This window comes from Flavivirga amylovorans (assembly GCF_030540875.1).
Taxonomy (GTDB): domain Bacteria; phylum Bacteroidota; class Bacteroidia; order Flavobacteriales; family Flavobacteriaceae; genus Flavivirga; species Flavivirga amylovorans.
In genome coordinates, this window is the sequence record NZ_JAUOEM010000005.1 from 277,932 (window position 1) to 301,867 (window position 23,936).

Consider the following 23,936-nt stretch of genomic DNA (forward strand, 5'->3'; position numbering starts at 1 on the left):
AGGTCTTCATCATTAATCGTGTCTTGCACCTTTTAATATTCTAAAAATATGTAGCACCGATGGAAATATAGCATCCATGGATTCTTTAGCGCCATTTGTTGAACCTGGTAGCGCCAATAGCAAGGTGTTATTCATAGTACCTGCAACACTTCTGGATAGCATCGAAAATGGCGTTCTGTCTTGTCCGTAGTTGCGAATGGCTTCCTCAATGCCAGGAATTCTTCTATTTAAAAGTGGTAAAAGTGCTTCTGGTGTAATATCTCTAACAGAAAGTCCAGTGCCACCAGTATAGATAATTAAGTCAACACCTTCTTTTTGATAGCTTTTTGCCTTCTCCTGAATAATCTCTTTTTCGTCTGGAATAATAATGTAATCTTCAATTTTCACATCACTTTCCTCTAACTTCTTTATGATCGCTTTTCCAGCTTTGTCTTCTTTCTGTCCTGCTGAAATGGTATCGGAACATACAATGACCGCTGCTTTCAGGTCTTTTCTAAAACGATCTCTAAAATCAGATTTCCCACCTTTTTTATTGAGTAATTTTATTTGGTGAATCTCAATACCTTTATCAATAGGCTTTAACATATCGTACATGTTTAAAGCGACAACGCTTGCTCCATGCATGGCTTCAACTTCAACACCTGTTTTATAAATGGTTTTTACAGTGAATAAAACGGTGATTTCAAGATCATTAATTTCATACTCCACACCTGTAAACTCGATAGGCAAGGGGTGACAGTCTGGAAGAATATCCGGAGTTCGTTTTACGCCTAATAACCCAGCTGCTTTACTCATGGCAAATACATTGCCCTTTGGAACCGTATCGTTTTGAATGGCAATTATAGTTTCAGGTTTGCTCACCTTTACTACGGCTTGAGCTACTGCGGTTCTTAATGTGGTGCTTTTATGTGTTATGTCGACCATTATGTGTTAGTTTGTTGAATCGTTGAATTGTTTTAATTGTTGAGTTGTGATTTTCGTAATGCATTTAGTTTATTGGAAATTTTTTCAATTTCTGTTCTGATGGTTAAATAATTGTTTTCATCAATAAAATCTAATTCTTTTGAAATAATAATTTGGTTTAAAACTTCCATTAATGAACTAAATGCGATAGTAGTAAAATGCGCTTTATCTTTGTTTGTATTTCTTGAAGTCCCTTCTGCTATATTTGATGCTATGGATACAGCCGCTCTTCTTAATTGGCTCGTTAATCCAAATTTTTCCTCAGATGGGAACTGTTTAGTAGTTAAGTAAATCAACTTTACTAATTCTTTTGAGTCAACCCAAACACTTAGTTTTTCGAATGAAAATGTATATGCCATAATTTATTTACAATTAAACAATTAAACTATTTTTAACTATTAACTTTCCATTGATGTGATTCGTCTTCAAAAATCTCTTTCCCAAATACAGGTACATCCGCTTTTATAGCTTCAACAATAAATTCTAAAGCTTTAAAAACGACTTTACGTCTTGGCGATGATACGAATACGAACAAACATATTTCACCAGCATTAACAGTTCCTAAACTGTGATAGATGTGCATACAGGTTAATTCAAACTTTTCAAAAGCAGCTTCTCTTATATCATGGAATTTGGCATTCGCCATGTCTTCATAAGCTGTATATTCTATAGCTGAAACGGTTTTATTTTCGATAACGTCGGCACGTACTTGCCCTAAAAAAATATTATGAGCACCGATGCTGGTTTTGGTTTGATGTTTTGCAATGGAATTTCCTATAAATTCAGAGGAAATAGCGCCTTGCCTAAATACGTTTTTTATTTTTTTATCTGCCATTATTTTTTATGTTTTGTAGACCTGTCAGGTTTTTAAAACCTGACAGGTCTGATTTATTTTAATTGGCTAACCTGCTAGTTTTTTGACAAAATTCATCTATTTCTGAAGCCCCTTCAATAAGGCTGTAACAATTATTGATTTCAAATGCTTTTAGTATGGAAACGGCCTTTTTACTTCTAATTCCTGATTGACAAAAAATTGCTTTTTTCTTTTCTGGGTTGATTTTCTCTAATTGAGATTCCAATACACTCAAAGGGATGTATGTAACGTCTAAACTGTCAACTTTTGGTGTTTCGTGAGTTTCACGAACATCTATAATTTGAATGTTTGATTGAGTGATAACTTCTGCTATTGAAATAGTATCGATTTCTATGTCACAAACCGCTTCAATATCTTGGCTATGGAAACTATCTTTTTTGTCTAAAACAGTCTCGATTTCAGAGGCTGATCTGTTTATTTTTAATGTGATGCTTTGATTATTTAATGCATTGTAGCAAAGTAGTTTTCCAGAAAGTGGCTTACCAAGTCCTAATATGATTTTTAAAACTTCGTTAGCTTGCATTGTTCCAATAATCCCAGGTAACACACCTAAAACACCTATCTCAGAGCAATTAGGAACGGCTCCTTTTTCTGGTGGAGTAGGGAATAAGCAGCGATAACTTGGCCCGTTGTTATAATTAAAGACCGATACCTGGCCTTCAAACTTGTAAATAGATCCAAAAACCAATGGTTTGTTGGTTATAATAGACGCATCATTGACTAGGTAACGGGTTGCGAAATTATCGGATCCATCAACAATAATGTCGTACTGATTAAATAGTTCGATCGCATTTTTATGTGTCAGCTTTTCGGGATAGGAAATTATAGAAATACGATCATTTAAATCTTCTAATCGTTTTTTTGCAGCTTCTGCTTTATTCTCTCCTAATGAAGATGTCCCAAATAACACCTGACGTTGTAAATTTGATAGTTCTACCACATCAAAATCTACGATCCCAAGTGTTCCAATACCTGCTGCGGTAAGATATTGTAAAATAGGGCAACCCAAACCACCAGCACCAATGACTAAAACTTTAGTCTTAGAAATTTTGTCTTGACCTTCCTGACCGATTTCGGATAATATTATATGTCTGCTGTATCTATTCATTCCTGCGAAGGCAGGAATCTCATCCTACCATTTCTATTTATTTAATTTTAAATGTTCTCGATACTTTTTCTTTCAGAAAAAACTCGAACTGACATTACGTTTTCTATTTTACTTTTGTCATGTCGAATGAGGCACGATTGAGACATCCCATAACAGTAAATTATTCCTGTGATTATGTGATGTCGATCTCTAGGTCAAAATGACTATCCTCCCGCAAAAGGAGGTAAAAGCGCAATGTCATTTCCAGAAATTAATGTTTCTAATGTCGCTAATTCCTGATTTTGTGCTACTTTAAAATCTTTATTCTTCAATAGCGTATACTTTTCATAAAGCTGTTCTATCAGCTCAGAAACCAAAGCTCCTGAAAACTCTAAAGATTCCTCTTCTTTCTGAGTCACTTCAGCTATTTGACCAAAGTATTTAATCGTTATAAGCATCTTCTAATTGTTTTAATTCTTCTTTTGTATTCACGTTCATTGTAGTCTTATAATCATGATAACTCAATGAAATATTTTTAACACGACATTGATTAACAGCCACACGCAAACGTCTTTCGTCTTTTTTCAATAGGTAACTAAAAACAGGACTACATTGTTTTTTATAAAGCGCTATTAATGGCATCGTTTTACCATTACTTTCTATCTGAATAATATCAGAGTCAGCATCTATATTCGCTATCAGTTTTTCCAGTATCTCAGTTTTAATAAGTGGAATATCACAACTTAAAACTAAATTGTAATTAGTATTAGATGCTTCGAGACCCGAACAAATTCCTGCAACTGGTCCCGCATCTTTTATGGTATCTGTCACTCTTTTGTAACCTAAGGAGTCATAATCTGTATGATCCGAAACAATTATAATTTCAGATACCAGAGGTTTTAAAGCATCAATACTATGCTGTATAAAAGGCTTCTTGTTTAACATTAAAAAACCTTTGTCTGTTCCCATTCGGGAACTTTTGCCTCCAGCTAAAATGATGCCTGTTATGTTTTTTTTGTCTACCATTTTAAGTGAAGAATAATTTAACACAAGCAATCATTAATACGAAAGCTAGAATGTATTGTAAGTTTTTATTATTTATTTTTTTACTACCATAGTAACCGCCTAAAATACCGCCAATTAACGCGATGGCAACTAATAAAAAAGAGGCTTTTTCTAAAGTCACACCAATACTAAACTGACCTATTAAACCTGAAGCAGAATTCACCCAAATAAATAAAGCTGAAACTGCAGCTGCCTCTTTCATTTTACCCCAATGCAACAACAGAATAACAGGTGTTAAAATAATCCCTCCGCCAATACCAATCAGTCCAGAAAAGAAACCAATGATACCTCCAACGACCAGTCCTTGCCAAAGTTTTAATTCTTTTATTGAGGTACTTTCTTTTCCGAAAACGTTCAGCATTTTTAAGATGGCAAAAACCAATAAAACAGCGAGTATTTTTTTATATAATGACGCATCCACTTCAATCATACCACCAATAAAAGCTAATGGTATAGATGTGATAGCAAATGATATAAATAACTTTTTGTTAAAGAACCCTTCTTTATAATAATAGTAAAACGAAATACCAGCAACGAATAAGTTTAGCAATAGGGCAGTAGGCTTCATACTTTCTGGAGCAAAAGAAAACAACGCCATAAGCGCCAAATATCCACTGGCACCACCATGTCCCACACTAGAATACAGAAACGATACTACTGGTAGTATGATTAAGAATATGTATATGTTTTCTGTTTGTAGCACTTTTTGTTATATAATTTTATCATTAGTCATGTCGAAATGAGGTACGATTGAGACATCACATTATTAAATAAACTTGATTACAATAATGTGATTTCTCCTATTGTCGAAATGACTAAAAGTTAATATTCAATATTGTTTTTATTAATTTCAATTTTATAAACTTTTTATCTTTTCCAATTGCTTATCCAAAAACGCCCAACAATTTTTGTTAATTTCATCAAAGGCATTAACTAATGATTTTCCATATTCAGTTAGTTCGGCGCCACCACCACCTTTACCGCCAATACTATTTATGGTGACTGGTTTTTTAGCTGATTTATTCACAGAATCTAAAAGCTGCCACGCTTTTTTATACGATATACTCAACGATTTGGCAGCTTTTGAAAGCGATCCAGTTTCTTGTATGGCTTTTAATAAATGAACACGGCCTTCACCAAGAAGTACATTATTCTCAGATTCAATCCAGATTCTACTTTTAATCTTATATCCCATAATCTTAGTTTAGACTGGTAATAAAATAACCTCTAATTCATCATTTATATTAATATTAGAAACATCTTCAGGAACAAAAACCAATGCATTTGAAAGCGCAAATGTTTGCAACATGGATGAATTTTGTCCTTCTAATATTTCAACTGTATCACTATGATATATAGCTTTTAAAAACTGAGGTCTATCACCTCTTTTTTCAAATTCAGACATAGACCTTGCTTTAATTCGAGGTAATTCGATAGTATCGTTATTCATCATTTTTTGCAATGCGATATACACATAAGCATAAAAACAAGAGAGTGCAGCTGCAGGATTACCAGGTAAAGCAAATATGGCAGTGTCCTCTTTTTTTCCAAAGAATAAAGGTTTTCCGGGTTTTTGTTTTACTTTATAGAATACCTCTTTAACTTGTAATTCTTTAAGGGCTTTACCAACAAAATCGTAATCACCAACCGATATGCCTCCCGTGGCAATCACCAGGTCATTATTACTAATAACCGTTTCAAGTTTATTTTTAGTTTGTATATAATCATCTGCTATTTTATGAATAGTTACATCATAAAATTTAAGATTATATAAAGCGTTTAAAAGCATTTTTGAGTTACTTTCATATATTTTCCCGTATGGTAATGGTTCACCAGCTTCAACAAGTTCATTACCCGTAGTAATTAGAGCAATAGTCGGTTTTTTGTAAACCTGAGCCTCTGTGATTCCTAAAGATGTTAAATAACCTATGGCAGCAGGCGTTAATTTAGTTCCTTTTTTTAAGGCTAATTCTCCAGTTTTAACCTGTTCTCCCATAGGGCGAATATTATGACCTTCTGGTACATAATTTTCTATAGTTATTTTTGAACCATCAACAACGACTTTTTCCTGCATCATAACGGCATTAGCCGTTTCTGGAACTGGAGCTCCTGTAAATATTCTAATGGCCTCACCAGGTTTTAAAGCGGGTCGATGATGATCTCCCGCTTTGACTTCATCTATTAAAGTATATGATAAATTATCATGCAAAAATAACGCATAACCATCCATAGCCGATTGCCTAAAAGGTGGCATGTTTACAGGCGAAACAATATCTTTAGACAAGTAATAACCGCCACATCTTTCTAATGGCTTTGTTTCTTCTTTAAAAAGAGGGGAAATATTATTTTTAACAGCGTTTACAGCTTCATTTATAGTGACCATGTAATAAATATCGTTATGTCTTGGCAAATATAACGATTTTGATTTTTAATATGACATGACATTTGTCAGTTATTTATGTTATATTTAAGCTGATCTCCCAAACTGTTATTTAGCAGTTATAAAACTGTGAAAAGGCAGGTTATTTAGATTTAATTTAAATTACCATACTGTCCCTTTTCTATGATATTTATCAGTTTTTATCTTTTTCATTTAAGATATTTTTATCCTGTTATTAAACAAACGTATTTTTTATGCCTATAAAAAGTTACTTAGCACATCCAGAAGAAGGTCAAAAAGAAGCGCTCATAGCAGCTTTATCTAAAATTGACCATTGTGAAGTTATTCCATCCGAGAACAAGGATCTACTTATTGTAGTGACTGATACAGAAAATAAAACTGACGACGAAAAAGTAAAAGAGTCCATTGAAACCATTGAGAGTTTAAAACTTCTGGCAATGGTTTCAGGCTTTAATACACCCAAAAACAACTAAATATGCAAAACTCTTTAACTAACAGAAGAAATTTTTTAAAAAAGATGGCAGCAGCAGCAGCAATGACCGCAGCAGCATCTATGTTTCCGGGAATTATATTTGCTTCAGAACAAGACGCTAATTTACCTAAAGGAGGTAATTTAGATTGGAAAAAAGGACCTTGTCGTTTTTGCGGTGTAGGCTGTGGTATCTTGGTAGGAGTAGACCAAGGAAAAGCAGTGGCAGTAAAAGGTGATCCTAATTGTGAAGTAAACAAAGGATTACTTTGTGTAAAAGGGTACCATCAAATTATGTGTACGCAAGCTAAAGATAGATTAACACATGCTTTGGTGAAAAAAAATGGAAGGTACGTTCAAACACCTCTTAATGAAGCTTTAGACATTGTTGCTAATAAAATGAAAGAAACCATTGAAAAACATGGCAAAGATTCAGTAGCGATGTATACGTCTGGACAATCAACAATTCCAGAAGGTTACGTAGCTTCAAAATTAATGAAAGGTGCTATTGGGACTAATAATTTAGATTGTAATGCACGTCTATGTATGGCAAGTGCTGTGGCAGGGTTTTTAACCACCTTTGGGGCAGATGAGCCGATGGGTTGTTATGAAGATATAGAATACGCAGATTACTTCATTACATGGGGAAATAATATGGCAGAAATGCATCCTGTATTATTCTCAAGAATGTTGGAGCAAAAAAATAGGAGAGGTGCAAAGATTATAGATTTCGCCACCAGAACGACACGTTCCAGTACAGCATCTAATAAATCAATTTTATTTGAACCTCAAACAGATTTAGCTGTTGCAAATGCTATTTGTTATGAGATTATTAACAATGGTTGGGTAAATAAATCATTTGTAGAAAACCATGTAAACTTTAGTAAAGGGCTAACCAACATGGGATATGGCGTTGAAGACAAGTACAAGTTTAATGACAAGCCAACCAAAATTGATTATGAAGCCTATAAAAAATTCTTAGAAGATTATACCCCAGAAAAAGTAGCAAAATATTCAAAAGTATCTGTAAAAGATATCAAGTATTTGGCTGCTATTTATGGAGATCCTAATAAAAAAGTAGTGTCTTATTGGTGTATGGGAATGAACCAGCACACCAGAGGTACATGGATGAACAATTTGGTTTATAACATTCACTTGTTAACGGGTAAAATTTCACAACCAGGAAACGGACCGTTTTCTTTAACGGGTCAACCATCTGCTTGTGGTACGGCAAGAGAAGTGGGAACCTTTACACACAAATTACCAAAAGGAGTGGTGATGAATGAAAAGCATAGACGTTTGGCAGCTAAAATATGGAAAGTACCTTATGAGAATATTCCAGCTAAACCGACATACCATGCCACAGAAATGTTTAGAGCCGTAGATAGAGGCGATATAAAATTTATATGGACACAAGTTACTAACCCTTTAGTGTCGTTACCAAAAACAAGTCGTTACCGTCCAGGAATGCAAAAAGACTCTTGCTTTGTTGTGGTTTCTGATGTATTCCCAACACCAACATCGGATGTTGCAGACGTTATTTTACCAGCATCTTGGCATATTGAGAAAAGCGGATTGTACGGAAACTCAGAACGTAGAACACAGCACTGGGATAAAATGGTAGAAGGTCCAGGAGAAACAACTCCTGATGCTTGGATGACTATTGAAATTGCAAAACGGATGGGGTATGGTGATTTATTTCCATATAGTGAAGAAAACCACGTAGAAGAAATTTACAAAGAATACACGCAGTTTCACGAAGGCTCAAAACACGGCATGGCCCCTTTAGAAGTTCTTAAAAAAGAATCAGGAGTCATCTGGCCTTATGTAGAGGGAAAATCTACACAATGGCGTTTTAATGCAAAATACGACCCAGCCTGTAGTAATGATAAAGACTTCCATTTTTATGGAAAACCAGACGGGAAAGCTGTTATTTGGCAACGACCTTACGAACCAGCGGCAGAATCTCCAGATGCAGAATATCCATTTTGGCTAAATACAGGACGTGTTATAGAACATTGGCACACAGGCTCTATGACTCGTAGAATTCCAGTATTGCATAAAGCGATGCCAGAAGCTTATGTAGAGTTCCACCCAGACGATGCTAAAAAACTAGGTGTTAGAAATGGTGAAAAAATAAAAGTAAGCTCAAGAAGAGGATCCTGCATATTACCTGCTTCAATAAATGAAAGAGGCTTGCCTACCAGAGGTCAGGTTTTTGTGCCTTTCTTTGATGAAAACATGTTGATTAATGATGTGACGTTAGATGCTTTTTGTCCGATTTCTAAAGAGCCAGATTATAAAAAATGTGCTGTTAAAGTTGAAAAAGCATAGCTATGAAAAAAAGACTAGGTATCATATCGTTATTTGTAATCCTCTTTATAGCATTTATAACTATTTGGAATTACAGCTATCAAATAGGGCTTGAAGAAGCCTATATTCCAATTGAAGACACTAGTAATGTTTATGCAATTCCATCGGAATCAGGTGTTTTTAAACGTTCTGAACACGCTATGGATTATGAGAACATGCCTGTAGATAAGAATCATCAAAGGTCATTAACAACATACTATAAAAACAGAGCATATCACGGAGCGCCTCCTAGTATTCCACACGTCGTTGATGAACAACAAAACATGGGAGGACAAAGTTGTTTGAAATGTCATGAAAATGGTGGTTTTACAGAGAAATATCAAGCCTATGCGCCTGTAACACCACATCCAGAATTGGTAAACTGTAAACAATGTCATGTAGAGCAAAATACACAAACCTTGTTTAAAAGCGGAAACTATGCACATGTTATGGCTCCAGAAGTTGGCGTTAACAACGCTTTATTAGGAAGCCCACCAATGATTCCTCATCAAATTCAATTGCGAGAGAATTGCTTATCCTGTCATGCAGGACCAAGTGCACCTAAAGAAATTAGAGTATCGCATCCAGAGCGTGTTAATTGTAGACAATGTCACGTACCTAGTACTAAGGAGATGACCAGGGTAGGAACTTTTAAAAGAGCTGGTCATGAAGAATAATATAAATATTATGAATAAAATAGTTTGTTTTTCTTTTTTCTTATTGGCGTTTGTTTCTTGTAAACACCATGAAAATGAATACCATAGTGTTACTGATAAGATTGAAGCTGAAAGTAAAGACTATCACGGAACTTCAATGTCATCTGAAGCGTATTTAAGTGAAATAAAAACAATAGAGATTACTGAAGGGGAACATACCTTCTTAATTCCAGAACGAAAAAGTCAAATTAAGTCTTATGCCTGTACTGAGTGTCATTCTAAACCTTTAGCACAAATGAAGAGTAAGGATTTAAAAAAGGCACATTGGGATATTAAAATGGATCATGCCAATGCAAATACGATGAATTGTGTGACTTGCCATAATCCAGATAATATGGATGACTTAAAGAGTTTAACAGGACATGCTATCGATTTTAATACTAGTTATAATCTGTGTAACCAATGTCATACTAAGCAATTTGAAGATTGGAAAGGAGGTGCGCATGGCAAACGTATAGGCGGTTGGGCACCACCGAGAGCATCGATGACCTGTGTGAATTGTCACGATCCGCACAAACCACATTTTGAGTCAAGATGGCCGGCACGTTTTAATACCCAAAAGGAAAAAGAAAGAAAATAATTAACACCATTTATGGAATTAATAATATTTAGGTATGAGTAATAATAGCAAAAAATGGTTTTCATTAAATCTTGGAAGGAAGGAAAAAACGTCTTCTGGTTCTTGTAGTTGTGGAAAGACTTCAGGAGGTTGTGGAGGTCATTCTAATGCTCATCAGATGACAGATGAAGCATTTAACGAAGCTGCCATAAATGCGTCTATTGGAGAAGAAAGAACCAAAGATGGCTTTGAGCAGGTTTTTGATGTGAAAATGGACAGACGAAGTGCTTTTAAAAAGCTAACGGCTAGTTTGCTAATTGGTGCAGGAGCCGTAAGTACGTCTTGTAGCGTGATTAGTGGTGATGAAAGCAAAGAAAAAGCACAAATAGATTGGGAAGAGCAATTTAAAGGGAACTATAAATTGATGACCGATAAAGAAAAAGAAGGGACTGTAGACAGATTGGTACGTTCATATCAATTAAGAACAGGAAAAAATATTAGCATGTCATCTAAAAATGCAGAAGAAGATGTATTATTTGGTTATGCTTTTAATATTTCTAAGTGTCAGGGATATATGGATTGCGTGAACGCTTGTGTTGAGGAAAATAATCAAGACCGAAACTCGGAAATGCAATACATACGAATTCATGAAATGAAGGATGGTAAAGGTTTCAATTTTAATGAAGCTGATGATAATTACTATCATGAAGTACCAGCCCAAGGGCATTTTTATATGGGAACTCAGTGTTTTCATTGTGATAACCCACCATGTGTGGAAGTATGTCCTGTACAAGCCACTTGGAGAGAAGATGATGGCTTGGTGGTTGTCGATTACGATTGGTGTGTAGGGTGTAGATACTGTATGGCTGCTTGTCCTTATGATGGTAGACGTTTTAATTGGAGTAAACCAGAGGTGCCAGAAGCAGAAATTAATCATAATCAACATTATTTAGGAAACCGTATGCGCAAGAAAGGCGTGATGGAGAAATGTACGTTCTGTGTACAACGATCTAGAGCTGGAAAAAACCCTGCGTGTGTTGAAGCCTGCCCTACGGGAGCTAGAATTTTTGGAAATTTATTAGATCCAGACAGTACAATTAGATGGGTTTTAGAAAATAAAAAGGTATTTAGATTAAAAGAAGACCTAGGCACAGAACCTAAGTTCTGGTATTTTATGGACTAATACCGTTTGCGTTAGGGATTGTAACGGCATCCTTTTTTATGTCAGTTCGAGTGTTTTGTGAAGTATGAGCAAAATGTATCGAGAACAAATAAAAAAGATATAGTGGAAAGCCCGACCCTTGTGGTAACGCCCAAAGTATAAAAATTAAAAAGTTACAATAGAAGTTTACGTGAAACGAGCAATAACAAGGGGAAATACCAATCTATATGTTATTAGCGAATGACATCTGACCGAATAAATAAAATAAATAAAAACAGATGAAACGATTTAAAGTTTTTGGAAGTTTAGTTAAAGACAGTTTTGATACCATTACACATGGTTCTAAAAAGTATCATTTATGGATGGCACTTTTAACTTTTGTTATGTTGGCAGGAATGTATTGTTATTCCATTCAATTAGAGCATGGACTTAGTGTTACTGGTATGACAGACAGAGTGAGTTGGGGTTTGTATATTTCTAATTTTACTTTTTTAGTTGGTGTGGCCGCCGCTGCGGTTATGCTTGTTATGCCCACCTACGTTTTAAAAGATATTGATTTTAAACAAGCGGTGCTTATAGGAGAAGGCATAGCAGTAGCAGCACTTATTATGTGTTTAGCTTTTGTAATTGCAGATATGGGAGGGCCTTCGGTTTTATGGCATATGATTCCAGGAATTGGCGTGTTTAATTTTCCAAATTCCATGTTAACCTGGGATGTATTGGTGCTTAATGGGTATCTGTTTTTAAACATAACCATTCCATTTTATATTTTATTTAGACATTACCAAGGTAAAGAGGCTAAACGCAGTGTATATATTCCAGGAGCTATTTTATCTGTTTTTTGGGCCGTTGCCATTCACTTAGTAACAGCGTTTTTATATCAAGGCCTACAAGCACGTCCGTTTTGGAATAACGCCTTATTAGGCCCTCGATTTTTAGCATCTGCATTTGCAGCTGGACCAGCACTTATTATTTTAGTTTTAGCGATTATTAGAAACTTTACAGAATTTAAAATTCAAGATAAGACCATAAAAAAGATTGCGATGGTTGTTACCGTAGCCGCTCAGATAAATTTAATCATGCTTATCTCGGAATTATTTAAAGAGTTTTACGCGCCAACACACCACAGTGAAAGTGCCTATTATCTTTTCTTTGGATTAGACGGTAAGGATGCTTTATTGCCATGGATTTGGACCGCGATTCCTTTAAATGTATTAGCTACGGTCTTATTAACTTTCCATAAGCTTAGAAATAATTTTAAAGTCCTTTTCTTTTGTTGTTTTATATTATTTGTTGCTATTTGGATAGAAAAAGGCTTCGGGCTTATTGTGCCAGGGTTTATTCCTGGCCCTTATGGAAAAATAGCTGAGTATATGCCTACTGGTATTGAAATAGGGGTGACATTAGGTATTTGGGCGCTTGGAGCATTTGTATTTACAATACTTGCAAAAACAGCAATAGGTATAGAATTAGGAAAATTAAAATATAAAAAGAAATCGTAAATTTAAAGTGTTATATTTCTGAAAAATTAAATTAAAAATATCGTTAAATATGATATATATCAGCTTATTTATTCATAAAATATAAGAGATTTACGCCTAAGTTTAAATGTACTTATAGCGCTTAAAAAATTACTAAGGTATTCTTTAATTGCCAATAAAAATGGCTCTTATTAGATGCTCTAACCAAGATAGAAATTTAAAAAAGTGAATCTTAAAAAAAACATATTACCAGATAAAAAATCGAGATGGAGAACTGTCGCGGTTTTTTTAATTGCAGTTATTACTGGGTTGGGGCTTTTTATGGCTAAAGAAGCAGAAGTAGTTTCTTATATGTCAGATAATCCACTTGCCTGTGTTAACTGCCATGTCATGACCCCGGTTTATAATAGCTGGATGCATAGTTCACATCGAGAATGGGCAAATTGTAACGATTGTCACGTACCTCACAACAATGTATTTAACAAATACTATTTTAAAGCTAAAGATGGCTTATTTCATGCTTCGGTATTTACTTTGAGAGCCGAACCAGAAGTTATGTTTATGCGCGAAGAATCTCAGGAAGTTGTACAAAACAATTGTATTCGTTGTCATGTACAGCAAGTCACGCAAACCAAGTATGATGGTTGGATAGAGGATCATGCAAAAAACCGAACAGAGCGGAAATGCTGGAGTTGCCACCAGGAAGTACCACATGGCACTGTACACGGAATTTCCACCATAAAGAATAATATTGCACCTATTCCAACAGATACAGAGGAAACTGTTATCCCGGATTGGTTAGAAAAACAAATAGAAGACAAATAATTATAACAAAAATGAAAAACAAAGTATTATTTATCGTTACAGCCATCGTAGTATTTCTACTGGGCTTGTTAGCATCTAGTATTGTTAACAGAAAAAATGAGGCTAAATATAAATATGTTCCGCAAGTTGAAATAAGTGAAAACGAACCACGAAATGAAGAATGGGGAAAAAATTACCCAGCTGAATATCAATCGTTTTTACAAACTGCAGAAACTGATTTCGCATCCCAACAAGGAGGTTCTGCTATGCGAGATGTGTTACATGAAGATTCACGTCTAGTAGTTCTTTTTGCCGGATATGGATTTGCAAAAGATTACAATCAGGGTAGAGGACATCAATATGCTATTGAAGATTTAAGAAACTCTTTAAGAACAGGAGGTCCTAAAGGAAAAGGAGACGGCCCTATGCCTGCTACATGTTGGACTTGTAAGAGCCCAGATGTACCACGTTTAATGAATGAAAATGGTATTGCTGAATTTTACTCTGGAAAATGGGCAGACAAAGGGGCTGAAGTTGTAAATCCGATTGGTTGTGCAGATTGTCACGATTCAAAAACGATGAAGTTAACTATTTCAAGACCTGCTTTAGTTGAGGCTTTTGAAGAAATGGGGAAAGATATCAACCAAGCTACTCATCAAGAAATGCGTTCTTTAGTGTGTGCACAATGTCACGTTGAGTACTATTTTGATAAGAAGTTACCAGGTAAAGAAGGGGTTCCTTACTTAAAATTCCCTTGGAAAAATGGTATGTCTGTTGAAGCCATGGAAAAATATTATGATGATATTGAGTTTAAAGATTGGACGCATAAACTAAGCCGTACGCCTATGTTAAAAGCGCAACACCCAGGTTACGAGACGTATTTAACGGGCGTGCATGCAGATAGAGGCGTCTCTTGTGCAGATTGCCATATGCCTTACAAGAGTGAAGGCGGACAGAAATTCACAGATCACCACATACAATCCCCTTTAAATAATGTTGCTAATGCTTGCCAAGTATGTCATAGAGAAGATGCAGACAAATTAAAGCAAAACGTTTACGAACGTCAGCGTAAAGCATCAGAAAACAGATTGAAATTAGAAGATTTCATCGTTAAAGCTCATATAGAAGCTAAAAAGGCATGGGATTTAGGGGCAACTGAAGAACAAATGAAAGATATTTTAATGGATATCCGTCACGCGCAATGGCGTTGGGATTATTCAGCAGCTGCTCATGGCGCATCATTTCACTCGCCAGTTGAAACAGCTCGTGTTATGGGAAGTGCATTTACTGTTATTCAAGAAGGTCGCTTAAAATTAGCGCGTTTGCTAGCAGAATTAGGACATAATGAACCTGTTGAGATGCCAGATATTTCTACGAAAGAAAAAGCACAGGAATATATTGGTTTAGATGTTGAAAAAATGAAACAAGATAAAGAAGCCTTTAAACAAAACCTAGTTCCACAGTGGTTGGAAGAAGCAAAAGCTCGTGAAGCTGGTTACGATACTAAAAAAGTATCCATGAATAAATAGGGTTAGTACCAACCTTATTGTTATAATTAATTAAAAAGATAGCATTTGAGGGATAAAACCACAAATGTTATCTTTCTTCATTTAAGACATTCCCATGCAAAAATTATATAAATTCTTTTCATCCTCAAGTTTAGCATTGTTACTACTTTTAATTTTTGCAATCGCTATGGCTACTGCCACTTTTGTGGAAAACGATTTTGGTACCGCAACTGCCTGGGTTGCTATTTATGATGCCTGGTGGTTTGAAGTTGTTTTATTAGGGTTAGCCATTTGTTTTGCTGCCAATATCTTTAAATATAAGCTATTCCGTAAAGAAAAATGGGCGACACTGTTATTTCATGTGGCATTTATTGTTATTATTTTAGGAGCCGCTATTACAAGATATGCCTCTTATGGAGGGATTATGAGAATAAGAGAAGGCGCGTCTTCTAATATTGTTATCTCAGATGCTAATTTTTTAACAGCAACAATTACTGATGGTACAACTACAAAAACGATAAAAGAAAAGCTGTCATTTTCACCTATAAATGATAATAACTTTACTTTAAAAACAAACTTCAATGATAAACCAGTCATTATTTCATACAATGAATTTATAGCTGATGCTGTTCCAGAAGTCGTTCATGACGATGTTTCTGGAGAGCCACTCTTAGAAATGGTAGTAACAGCTGGTAACGGTAGAAATACTGTATATCTTAAAAAGGGTGAAATTGAAAAAATTGGAGAACATCAGCATGAAATCGGGTTTAATTCCAATAAAGAAGGTATTATCGATATTATAGAAAAGGATGGTGCATTTAGTATTAAAACACCGCACGATCTGGACTTTTTTATTATGTCGTCACAGCAAGCAGGAAAAGTTTCCAAAGATAGCTTGCAAGCTATTACTTTAAGAACGTTGTATAGAGATGGCGATATTTCTTTTGTACCATTGGTGTACCATGAAAAAGGAACCTTTCAATTAAAAAGTGTTTCAGAAAAACCTAAAGACAATGATAAAACTAAAGATGATGCTCTAATTGTAAATGTATCTGTTGATGGTGAAGAACAACCCGTAAATATTTTATACAGGGAAGGCTTCTTGCCAACACACCATGATTTAGAAATTAATAGCACTAGAGTGATTCTATCCTATGGAGCAGCGGCTATTCAAACGCCTTTCTCCATTCAGTTAGATGATTTTCAATTAGAAAGATATCCTGGGTCTTCAAGTCCCTCTGCTTACGCCAGTGAAGTCACTATTTTAGATAACGATACCAAGACACCTTTTAGAATTTTTATGAACAATGTACTGGATTATAAAGGCTATCGCTTTTTTCAGGCAAGTTATGATACCGATGAAAAGGGGACAGTGCTTTCTGTAAACCATGATAGATTGGGAACTTTCGTTACTTATTTGGGCTATTTATTAATGATGATCGGTATGTTTTTTACGCTTTTTGGAAAAACATCACGTTTTAAATTCATTAATAAAAAATTAAAACAACTAAAGAAAAAATCTGTCGTGACTGCATGTTTGCTTCTTTTTGGTTTAGCTAGCGTAATGGCACAAACACCAAGAGATTCATTAACAACAGTCGTTGAAAAAGCTATTGAAAGCCAAGAAATAGATAAAGATCATGCCGATTTTTTTGGAAGACTCTTAGTTCAAGATTTAGACGGTCGTATAAAGCCTATAAATACCTTAGCATCAGAATTTCTTAGAAAAATTTCTAGAAAATCTAAATTCACCTATCCGCTGGCTGATAAAAAAATAGTGTTTGATGCCAATCAGACCTTTTTATCAATGCACATGTTACCTCAAATATGGCAGCGTGTACCAATTATAAAGGTCGATTTTGCTAAAACAGGATCCTTATTTGATAGTGTTCCTAAAGGAAAAAACAATTTAATAGCGTTCACGGATTTATTAGATAAAAAAGATGACTATCTTTTAACGAATCAAGTTGAAGAAGCAAATAAGAAGAAACCATCAGAACGTAATGAATTTGATAAAGAGGTTTTAAAAATTGATGAGCGTTTTAATATTCTCTACAATGTTTTTATTGGTAATTACTTGAAAATTTTCCCAAATAAAAACGATACCAACAATACATGGTTTAGTTATACGCATCATTTTAAGGATTTTCCAGAAGAAGATGCGCAATTTTCAAAAACAATTATACCAACATATTTTAATGATATTGCGATAAAGAACTATGAAGCTGCACATGAAAAACTCATGTATATTAAAAAATACCAAGAGGTTTTGGGTGCAGAAGTCATTCCAACACCAGAACGTATTGAAGCTGAGTTATGGTATAATAAGGCCAATATTAATTTTTGGCTATTTCAAGTGTTCTTTACACTTGGTTTTGTGTTGTTGATCTTGGCTATTGTTAGAATGTTTTCTAAGAAAAAATGGGTGGAAGTTTTAAATAATACGTTTATTGTTTTAACATTAATTTCCTTCTTATGCTTTACGGGAAATATACTTTTACGCTGGTATGTAGCACAGCATGCACCTTGGAGTAATGGTTATGAAATGCTGATTTTTGTGGCTTGGGTATTAGTATTGTGCGGATTATTTACATTTAGAAAGTCTGATTTTTCATTACCTCTATCCACCTTGTTTTCTGGGGCGTTATTATTTGTAAGCTATTTAGATTGGTTAAGCCCGGAAATCACCAATTTAATGCCTGTATTAAAGTCGTATTGGTTAAAAATTCATGTAGCCACCATAGTAAGTAGTTATGCACCTTTAGCGTTATCTGCTATTTTGGGGCTAATGGCTTTACTATTGTTGATTTTAAAAACACCAAAAACAAAAGCCATTATAGATATTAAAATAAAAGAACTTACTTATATCAATGAAATAGCCATGACTATTGGTTTGTTTGTATTAGCAGTAGGTACTTTTTTAGGCGGTATTTGGGCAAACGAATCCTGGGGACGCTACTGGGCATGGGATCCTAAAGAAACATGGGCACTAATAAGTATTATCGTATATGCCATCGTTTTACATTTACGTTTTATTCCGAAATTAAATAATATGTATGTGCTTAATGTTGCGAGTATGTTTGCTTTTTGGTCTATAATAATGACCTCCTTTGGAGTCAATTATTATCTGTCTGGTTTACATAGTTACGCTGCTGGTGATCCTTTACCTATTCCGACATTTGTTTATGTCTTGGCTGCATTTATGATAGTTGTAGCTGTTGTAGCTGCTTTTAGGAATAAAGATAAACAGGCAGTTTCTGAAAAATAATGAATTAGTAACTAACAGTTTTCTTTTTACTTTTTCGTCAATATGCAGTTTTTGTTATTCCTGCGGAAGCAGGAATCCACAACTTTATAAAATGATTCATGTATGAATAGTACACTAACATTATTTTACTTTAACAAATAAACTATCATAATACTTAAGATTTGTATAGCAATTGGTTAAAATAAGATATCATCTATTTAATAGAATAAAGTAATGATTTAATATTTTCAATATTTAAGTAGATTTCTGCCTTCGCAGGAATGACAAACCTATAACTATCAAATAATAGGAGTGGTTACATTAAAAATTGAATAAAAATCACGCTTTTTATTTTACGAATTTGCCATAAATCAATATTCAAAATTACCATGTTGTGAATTTGAATATTGATTTTTAGTTTTCTCTTAAAAGTGAATGTGGTATTTATTATTATACGTATTAATACTTATATTCGTGATATCACATAATACTTAAATGAGTACTTAAAGAGAATGCAGTCAACGTTTAAAAGCATAAATGAGGTAAAACAGAGAGCAAATCCGTTGTCTGGTTTAGCGTGCAATTTATGTGATAATACGAACTGTTTAATCAAAAAGAACCTGTCTACTTTAGAAAGCTCTAATTTCACGAATAAAAAGAACAATATCAAGTGTAAAAAAGGGCAGCAGTTCATCATTGAAGGTGCCCCTGTAAATGGCTTATTTTTTATTTTAAAAGGCACTGTAAAAGTCTTTCGAACAGGTATAAATGGAAGAGAACAAATCGTAAGGTTTGCCAAAGAAGGAGAAATTATCGGTCATCGTGGTTTTGGAACTGAAGAATACTATTCTATAGGTGCTATTGCATTGCAAGACACCGTTTTGTGTTATTTTTCAAAGAACGATTTACAAGAAGCGTTACTCGAAAACCCTAAGTTCACTTACGATATGATGCTATTTTATGCAGATGAACTTAATAGAAGTGAAAATAAAGTAAAATCCATTTCGCAAATGACTGTTCGAGAACGTGTTATTGATACCTTATTATATATCCATCGAAAATTTGGCCATTTAAAAGGCTTTTTAAACTTACCTTTAAGCCGGAGAGAGTATGCCGACTATGCTGGAACTACAGAAGAACAGGTTATTCGTGCATTTTCTGCACTTAAAAAGGAAAAGCTTATTATAGCAAAAGGAAAGAAGATTGGTATAAACGATATTCCACTACTTAAAAAAGAGATTAGCGAGCATAATTACTTCTTGGACAGCTAGTTTTCTAAACATTTTTTACTTCTTGTTTTTGAGCATAGCTTTTTAATAGACACGAATTACACTAATTAATTTGTCTATCACCAGATTTAAACTCCAAGCAAGCAAATTAGTGTCTAATTCCTATTGGTCATTATACGTATCTATATTTAGATATATACAGTAGCTCTAAAACCCCTTCCTTTCTCCGCTCTTAAATAATTTACTGCGTTTTGACAGCTTTTCACATGCGGTAAAAGACCATTTACAACTGTATTATTTCATAATTAATTAAGAAACTACTATTTATTTTTGCCTTAAATAAGTACTAATACTTAATTTTTATAAACACAAACCAAATACATAAGATTTATGGAATCAACAACCATCACTCTAGTTCAAGAATCATTTGAAAAAGTAAGACCCATAGCCCCAACTGCTGCAAAAATATTTTACGAAAAACTTTTTGATTTAGATCCACAACTAAAACCATTATTCCCGAGTGATGAAGATGCTATGAAAACACAAGGAAACAAATTGATGAGTATGCTCGGTGCAGCTGTAGCTGGCTTGAGTAACTTGGATGCATTAATTCCTATTTTAAAAGATTTAGGAAAAAGGCATATAGAATATAAAGTAGAAGCTTTTCATTACACGACTGTAGGTGAAGCATTATTGGGAACTCTTGAAGTTGGTTTGGGAGACGATTTTACTCCCGAAGTAAAAGATGCATGGGCAAGTGTATATGGTACAATGTCTAAAGTCATGATTGAAGCTGCTTATTAATAACTAAAAAAAAACAGAAATATGAAAATTATTTACAAAACCATATTACCATTAACATGTTTTATTTTAGTTTCATGTGGTGGAGTTCCAGAAGAAAAATCAGAAACAACAGGTATAGAAAATGCCTTTTCTGTAGAAGACGTATTAGAAATGGTAGCTAAAGAGAACGATGTTACAAGAACGCTCTATACAAAAGCCATAGTAGGCAAAGGTAAAAAGCAAGGGATGAAGTTTGACGAAGACTGGAGAAAGGATGATGTAGAAGCCGGACCATTACCAGCATTATTTTTAAGAGGTGTAGCAACGAGTATTAGAAAGAATCCCGTGCCTTTAGGCTTGTATTTAGGGTCTGATTTTCCGGTAAATGCAGCCAATAAATTTGAAGGAAAGCAGGCGGATTTATTTAAACAAATTAAAAAGGACCAAAAGCCACAATTTTTCTATGACGAAGAGCAAAAACTACATACTGCAATGTTTGCAGATTTAGCCAGTGCAGGAGCTTGTGTAAGTTGTCATAATGAACACCCTCAGACAACAAAATCAGATTGGAAATTAGGAGATGTTATGGGTGCTACGACATGGCAATACCCAAAAGATTCATTAACATACAAAGAAACTATAGCGGTTTTAAACTCTTATGCTAAGGGGACTGTAGATATATACATGGAATATTTGGATGAGATTAAAGCCTTTAAGGAAAGCGAAAAGCCGGAAATAGGTAAAAAATGGCCAGCAGAAGGAAATTATTTGCCAACAGCTGAAGTTTTTCTTGATAGTGTTAAAAAGTTAGCATCTTATGAGACTATGAAACATCTTGTAGCAACGAAATAAGTGAAGTTTAGTTTTTGATTATTCAATTGTAACTCTGCTCATTCCTTATGCTTATGCTTCATAATTGTGATGAGCAAGTTGCTATTGTTTACCTTGAAACCATAGATAAAATTTATGTTAATTAATAACAAGTCCTCTTTAATCGGATTAATTTTCTTAAGTGCTTTCTTTTTACAGTTTTTTTTGAAATTAGAATGGAATGGGTTACTTGAACTCCAGCAACAAGAAATGTATAAGCGCTGGTCTGGTCTGGTTTTGGCTTTGTTTATAGTCTTTCAATGGATACTTACATTAACTCGGATTATTAAAAGGCTTAGAAAATATGCTATGTCTATGCAGACAATACATAAGTGGTTAGGAGCCATTAGTCCCCTAGTCTTTTATATACACAGCATGTCTTTAGGGTATGGGTATCTGTTATTGCTGTCTTATGTATTCTTTTCGAATACATTATTGGGGTATTTTAATCTGGATGTTATAAAAAATAATAGCGATCTGTTATTCAAAGGCTGGATGATTGTTCATGTAGCGTTATCCATAATAGTCACGATTATGATGGTATTTCATATAACCATTGTATTTTATTATAAATAGATACCGTATGAAACTACTAATAAAAGATATAATTAGAGAAACCGATGATGCTATCAGTTTGTGTTTCAAGAATGGAAACTTTTTCAAAAAATTAAAGTATAAACCAGGACAATTTTTAACCATCCATATTCCTATTGATGCGGTTGTGCATAAACGTGCTTATTCGTTTAGTAGTAATCCGTATACCGATAAAGATTTAAAAATTACTATAAAACGTGTCGAGAAAGGACTGGTTTCAAACTTTGTTCATGATAATCTTCATGTAGGAGGTAAGGTAGTTGTTGACGATCCAGCAGGTTCTTTTTATGTTGAACCAGCCAGTAAACAAAAAAAGCAATATGTATTATTTGCAGGAGGTAGTGGAATTACCCCTATGTTTTCTATTATAAAATCAGTTTTAACAGAAGAAAAGGATTCAAATATATTATTGGTTTACGCAAATCAGAGCATGGAGTCTATTATTTTTCATGATGAAATAAAAGCATTAGAAAGCAAGTACCCTGATAATTTTTCTATTGAGCATATTATTTCTTCAAATAAGGAAGATAATAACAACTACTATGCAGGCTTAGTAACACATAAATTATTAAATAAAATATTTTCTAAACATTTATTGGCTTATGATGATCATACCTATATGATTTGTGGCCCTTTTGGTTATATGGAGAAAATAAAAGAGATCTTAAAAGATAATGGTGTTACCAGAGAAAAAATTATGATCGAAGTTTTTAAAGCTCCAGTAGTAAAAGTTTCTGGTAAAGATCTTTTGAGTGATGTGACTTTAAAAGTTGAAGGAGAAGCCCATCAGATACAAGTAAGGGGAGACAAATCCATATTAGAGCAAGCTATGTCAGAAAGTATTATTATTCCATATTCATGTAGAGCAGGTATGTGCTCTTCTTGTAGAGCAAAATGTATATCGGGAGAAGTTATGATGACTGAAGGACATTTGTTGCCAGATAGCGATGTGGAAAACGGAGACATTCTCACTTGCATTAGTTATCCTGTAAGCGAGAAAGTAGTCATTGAAATATAATTAAAAAATACCAGTTAGTGCATGTTTAAGGTAAGTCCATTACGAAAAAGACAATTTTTAGGAGGGGTTATAGGTGTTATTTTGGGAACTTCCATATTTTATATCTTAACTTTAAATAGCACTGAAGAATACATATCAATTGGCCCGATGAATACAGGACATCAAGACCTTTCCTGTTTTTCATGCCACGCAGATGCTAAAGGAAATTTACTGCAACAAGTACAGTCTAATATATCACATACTTTTGGAGCCAGAGATAAAAGTGTAGATTTTGGAACTAAAGATGTTACTGTAGATAACTGTCTGCAATGTCATGACAGAGCCAATGATAGACATCCTACCCATCGATTTTCCGAACCAAGATTTAAAAAAGCGGTAAAACATATTGACGCGACCACTTGCATTACTTGCCATACAGAGCATCAAGAGGAACGCGTATCTGTAGCTTCAATTAATTACTGCATTAATTGCCACCAGGATTTAGAGGTAGAAAACGACCCATTAGACATATCTCATAAAAACCTAATTGCAAAAGAAGAATGGTTTACCTGTATACAATGTCATGATTTTCATGGTAACCACAAATATGATGTTCCTGAAAAACTATCAGATACAATTCCTATGAAATCTATTCAAAACTATTTTGAAGGTGGTGCAGACCCTTATGGAACAAATAAAAAATACAGGGCTTTATCCCAAGAGGCGTGGTTAAAGACTTTAGATAAATAAAGTCATAAATATTATTCTCCTTTAA

General features: G+C 34.3%; 24 protein-coding genes. 15 read left to right on the forward strand and 9 right to left on the reverse strand.

The annotated features are described in order from the left end of the window. Positions 1-12 precede the first annotated feature (12 nt). The 9 genes from moaCB to Q4Q39_RS15485 form a co-directional block, all read right to left on the reverse strand. Positions 13-924, reverse strand: a complete 912-nt coding sequence (gene moaCB, locus Q4Q39_RS15445) for a bifunctional molybdenum cofactor biosynthesis protein MoaC/MoaB (protein WP_303283454.1) — start codon at positions 922-924, stop codon at positions 13-15. A gap of 32 nt (positions 925-956) precedes the next feature. After that, entirely contained in the window at positions 957-1,322 is a 366-nt protein-coding gene (locus Q4Q39_RS15450; protein ID WP_303283455.1) for a four helix bundle protein, read from the reverse strand. 32 nt (positions 1,323-1,354) lie between these two features. Then, entirely contained in the window at positions 1,355-1,798 is a 444-nt protein-coding gene (locus Q4Q39_RS15455; protein ID WP_303283456.1) for a molybdenum cofactor biosynthesis protein MoaE, read from the reverse strand. 58 nt (positions 1,799-1,856) lie between these two features. Then, positions 1,857-2,945, reverse strand: coding sequence for a HesA/MoeB/ThiF family protein (gene moeB / locus Q4Q39_RS15460; RefSeq protein ID WP_303283457.1), 1,089 nt, complete (start codon positions 2,943-2,945; stop codon positions 1,857-1,859). A 203-nt stretch (positions 2,946-3,148) separates the two neighbouring features. Next, entirely contained in the window at positions 3,149-3,382 is a 234-nt protein-coding gene (locus Q4Q39_RS15465; RefSeq protein WP_303283458.1) for a MoaD/ThiS family protein, read from the reverse strand. Beyond that, complete coding sequence (gene mobA, locus Q4Q39_RS15470; protein WP_303283459.1) at positions 3,366-3,950, reverse strand: molybdenum cofactor guanylyltransferase; 585 nt, start codon at positions 3,948-3,950, stop codon at positions 3,366-3,368. Before mobA ends, Q4Q39_RS15465 begins: the two co-directional genes overlap by 17 nt. Before the next feature lies 1 nt (position 3,951). Then, positions 3,952-4,692, reverse strand: a complete 741-nt coding sequence (locus tag Q4Q39_RS15475) for a sulfite exporter TauE/SafE family protein (RefSeq protein ID WP_303283460.1) — start codon at positions 4,690-4,692, stop codon at positions 3,952-3,954. A 153-nt stretch (positions 4,693-4,845) separates the two neighbouring features. Further along, on the reverse strand, positions 4,846-5,184 hold the full coding sequence (locus Q4Q39_RS15480) for a winged helix-turn-helix domain-containing protein (protein ID WP_303283461.1): 339 nt from the start codon (positions 5,182-5,184) through the stop codon (positions 4,846-4,848). Between the two features lie 9 nt (positions 5,185-5,193). Beyond that, positions 5,194-6,399: a molybdopterin molybdotransferase MoeA gene (locus Q4Q39_RS15485; protein ID WP_303283462.1), complete on the reverse strand. Its 1,206-nt coding sequence runs from the start codon at positions 6,397-6,399 to the stop codon at positions 5,194-5,196. A gap of 224 nt (positions 6,400-6,623) precedes the next feature. On the opposite strand from Q4Q39_RS15485, the gene Q4Q39_RS15490 reads away from it, so the two are divergent. The 15 genes from Q4Q39_RS15490 (at position 6,624) to Q4Q39_RS15560 (ending at position 23,911) form a co-directional block, all read left to right on the forward strand. Then, the gene (locus tag Q4Q39_RS15490) at positions 6,624-6,863 is read left to right on the forward strand and encodes a hypothetical protein (RefSeq protein WP_303283463.1); all 240 of its coding nucleotides are present in this window, start codon (positions 6,624-6,626) and stop codon (positions 6,861-6,863) included. A 2-nt stretch (positions 6,864-6,865) separates the two neighbouring features. After that, the gene (locus tag Q4Q39_RS15495; protein WP_303283464.1) at positions 6,866-9,193 is read left to right on the forward strand and encodes a molybdopterin-dependent oxidoreductase; all 2,328 of its coding nucleotides are present in this window, start codon (positions 6,866-6,868) and stop codon (positions 9,191-9,193) included. A gap of 2 nt (positions 9,194-9,195) precedes the next feature. Beyond that, positions 9,196-9,888 carry a multiheme c-type cytochrome gene (locus Q4Q39_RS15500; RefSeq protein ID WP_303283465.1) on the forward strand — a complete coding sequence of 231 codons (693 nt, stop codon included), beginning with the start codon at positions 9,196-9,198 and terminating at the stop codon, positions 9,886-9,888. Then, positions 9,878-10,507, forward strand: a complete 630-nt coding sequence (locus Q4Q39_RS15505; protein ID WP_303283466.1) for a cytochrome c3 family protein — start codon at positions 9,878-9,880, stop codon at positions 10,505-10,507. The genes Q4Q39_RS15500 and Q4Q39_RS15505 overlap by 11 nt, the downstream gene beginning before the upstream one ends. Positions 10,508-10,541: 34 nt before the next feature. Further along, entirely contained in the window at positions 10,542-11,669 is a 1,128-nt protein-coding gene (locus Q4Q39_RS15510) for a 4Fe-4S dicluster domain-containing protein (protein WP_303283467.1), read from the forward strand. 257 nt (positions 11,670-11,926) lie between these two features. Then, on the forward strand, positions 11,927-13,150 hold the full coding sequence (gene dsrP, locus Q4Q39_RS15515; RefSeq protein ID WP_303283468.1) for a sulfate reduction electron transfer complex DsrMKJOP subunit DsrP: 1,224 nt from the start codon (positions 11,927-11,929) through the stop codon (positions 13,148-13,150). Between the two features lie 204 nt (positions 13,151-13,354). Continuing rightward, positions 13,355-13,954 carry a cytochrome c nitrite reductase small subunit gene (gene nrfH / locus Q4Q39_RS15520; protein WP_303283469.1) on the forward strand — a complete coding sequence of 200 codons (600 nt, stop codon included), beginning with the start codon at positions 13,355-13,357 and terminating at the stop codon, positions 13,952-13,954. An 11-nt stretch (positions 13,955-13,965) separates the two neighbouring features. Beyond that, positions 13,966-15,462 (forward strand): ammonia-forming cytochrome c nitrite reductase, encoded by a 1,497-nt coding sequence (gene nrfA / locus Q4Q39_RS15525; RefSeq protein WP_303283470.1) that lies wholly within the window; start codon positions 13,966-13,968, stop codon positions 15,460-15,462. Positions 15,463-15,556: 94 nt separating this feature from the next. After that, entirely contained in the window at positions 15,557-18,709 is a 3,153-nt protein-coding gene (locus tag Q4Q39_RS15530) for a cytochrome c biogenesis protein (RefSeq protein WP_303283471.1), read from the forward strand. 491 nt (positions 18,710-19,200) lie between these two features. Then, complete coding sequence (locus Q4Q39_RS15535; RefSeq protein ID WP_303283472.1) at positions 19,201-19,959, forward strand: Crp/Fnr family transcriptional regulator; 759 nt, start codon at positions 19,201-19,203, stop codon at positions 19,957-19,959. A 348-nt stretch (positions 19,960-20,307) separates the two neighbouring features. After that, complete coding sequence (locus Q4Q39_RS15540; RefSeq protein WP_303283473.1) at positions 20,308-20,721, forward strand: globin family protein; 414 nt, start codon at positions 20,308-20,310, stop codon at positions 20,719-20,721. Between the two features lie 21 nt (positions 20,722-20,742). Beyond that, the gene (locus tag Q4Q39_RS15545; protein ID WP_303283474.1) at positions 20,743-21,552 is read left to right on the forward strand and encodes a c-type heme family protein; all 810 of its coding nucleotides are present in this window, start codon (positions 20,743-20,745) and stop codon (positions 21,550-21,552) included. Between the two features lie 114 nt (positions 21,553-21,666). Continuing rightward, the gene (locus Q4Q39_RS15550; protein WP_303283475.1) at positions 21,667-22,146 is read left to right on the forward strand and encodes a hypothetical protein; all 480 of its coding nucleotides are present in this window, start codon (positions 21,667-21,669) and stop codon (positions 22,144-22,146) included. Positions 22,147-22,153: 7 nt separating this feature from the next. Beyond that, entirely contained in the window at positions 22,154-23,182 is a 1,029-nt protein-coding gene (locus Q4Q39_RS15555; protein WP_303283476.1) for a ferredoxin--NADP reductase, read from the forward strand. Positions 23,183-23,203: 21 nt separating this feature from the next. Further along, complete coding sequence (locus Q4Q39_RS15560) at positions 23,204-23,911, forward strand: cytochrome c3 family protein (protein ID WP_303283477.1); 708 nt, start codon at positions 23,204-23,206, stop codon at positions 23,909-23,911. Positions 23,912-23,936: the final 25 nt, after the last annotated feature.

Bases quoted from the DNA above. Each gene is read 5' to 3' on its own strand.
- Q4Q39_RS15500 (WP_303283465.1), top strand. From the start codon at position 9,196: ATGAAAAAAAGACTAGGTATCATATCGTTATTTGTAATCCTCTTTATA.
- Q4Q39_RS15550 (WP_303283475.1), top strand. From the start codon at position 21,667: ATGTTAATTAATAACAAGTCCTCTTTAATCGGATTAATTTTCTTAAGT.
- Q4Q39_RS15450 (WP_303283455.1), bottom strand. From the start codon at position 1,322: ATGGCATATACATTTTCATTCGAAAAACTAAGTGTTTGGGTTGACTCA.
- Q4Q39_RS15530 (WP_303283471.1), top strand. From the start codon at position 15,557: ATGCAAAAATTATATAAATTCTTTTCATCCTCAAGTTTAGCATTGTTA.
- Q4Q39_RS15505 (WP_303283466.1), top strand. From the start codon at position 9,878: ATGAAGAATAATATAAATATTATGAATAAAATAGTTTGTTTTTCTTTT.
- nrfA (WP_303283470.1), top strand. From the start codon at position 13,966: ATGAAAAACAAAGTATTATTTATCGTTACAGCCATCGTAGTATTTCTA.
- Q4Q39_RS15465 (WP_303283458.1), bottom strand. From the start codon at position 3,382: ATGCTTATAACGATTAAATACTTTGGTCAAATAGCTGAAGTGACTCAG.
- Q4Q39_RS15510 (WP_303283467.1), top strand. From the start codon at position 10,542: ATGAGTAATAATAGCAAAAAATGGTTTTCATTAAATCTTGGAAGGAAG.
- dsrP (WP_303283468.1), top strand. From the start codon at position 11,927: ATGAAACGATTTAAAGTTTTTGGAAGTTTAGTTAAAGACAGTTTTGAT.
- Q4Q39_RS15555 (WP_303283476.1), top strand. From the start codon at position 22,154: ATGAAACTACTAATAAAAGATATAATTAGAGAAACCGATGATGCTATC.
- Q4Q39_RS15545 (WP_303283474.1), top strand. From the start codon at position 20,743: ATGAAAATTATTTACAAAACCATATTACCATTAACATGTTTTATTTTA.
- Q4Q39_RS15490 (WP_303283463.1), top strand. From the start codon at position 6,624: ATGCCTATAAAAAGTTACTTAGCACATCCAGAAGAAGGTCAAAAAGAA.
- Q4Q39_RS15535 (WP_303283472.1), top strand. From the start codon at position 19,201: ATGCAGTCAACGTTTAAAAGCATAAATGAGGTAAAACAGAGAGCAAAT.
- moaCB (WP_303283454.1), bottom strand. From the start codon at position 924: ATGGTCGACATAACACATAAAAGCACCACATTAAGAACCGCAGTAGCT.
- Q4Q39_RS15540 (WP_303283473.1), top strand. From the start codon at position 20,308: ATGGAATCAACAACCATCACTCTAGTTCAAGAATCATTTGAAAAAGTA.
- Q4Q39_RS15495 (WP_303283464.1), top strand. From the start codon at position 6,866: ATGCAAAACTCTTTAACTAACAGAAGAAATTTTTTAAAAAAGATGGCA.
- Q4Q39_RS15560 (WP_303283477.1), top strand. From the start codon at position 23,204: ATGTTTAAGGTAAGTCCATTACGAAAAAGACAATTTTTAGGAGGGGTT.
- Q4Q39_RS15455 (WP_303283456.1), bottom strand. From the start codon at position 1,798: ATGGCAGATAAAAAAATAAAAAACGTATTTAGGCAAGGCGCTATTTCC.
- mobA (WP_303283459.1), bottom strand. From the start codon at position 3,950: ATGGTAGACAAAAAAAACATAACAGGCATCATTTTAGCTGGAGGCAAA.
- Q4Q39_RS15480 (WP_303283461.1), bottom strand. From the start codon at position 5,184: ATGGGATATAAGATTAAAAGTAGAATCTGGATTGAATCTGAGAATAAT.
- moeB (WP_303283457.1), bottom strand. From the start codon at position 2,945: ATGAATAGATACAGCAGACATATAATATTATCCGAAATCGGTCAGGAA.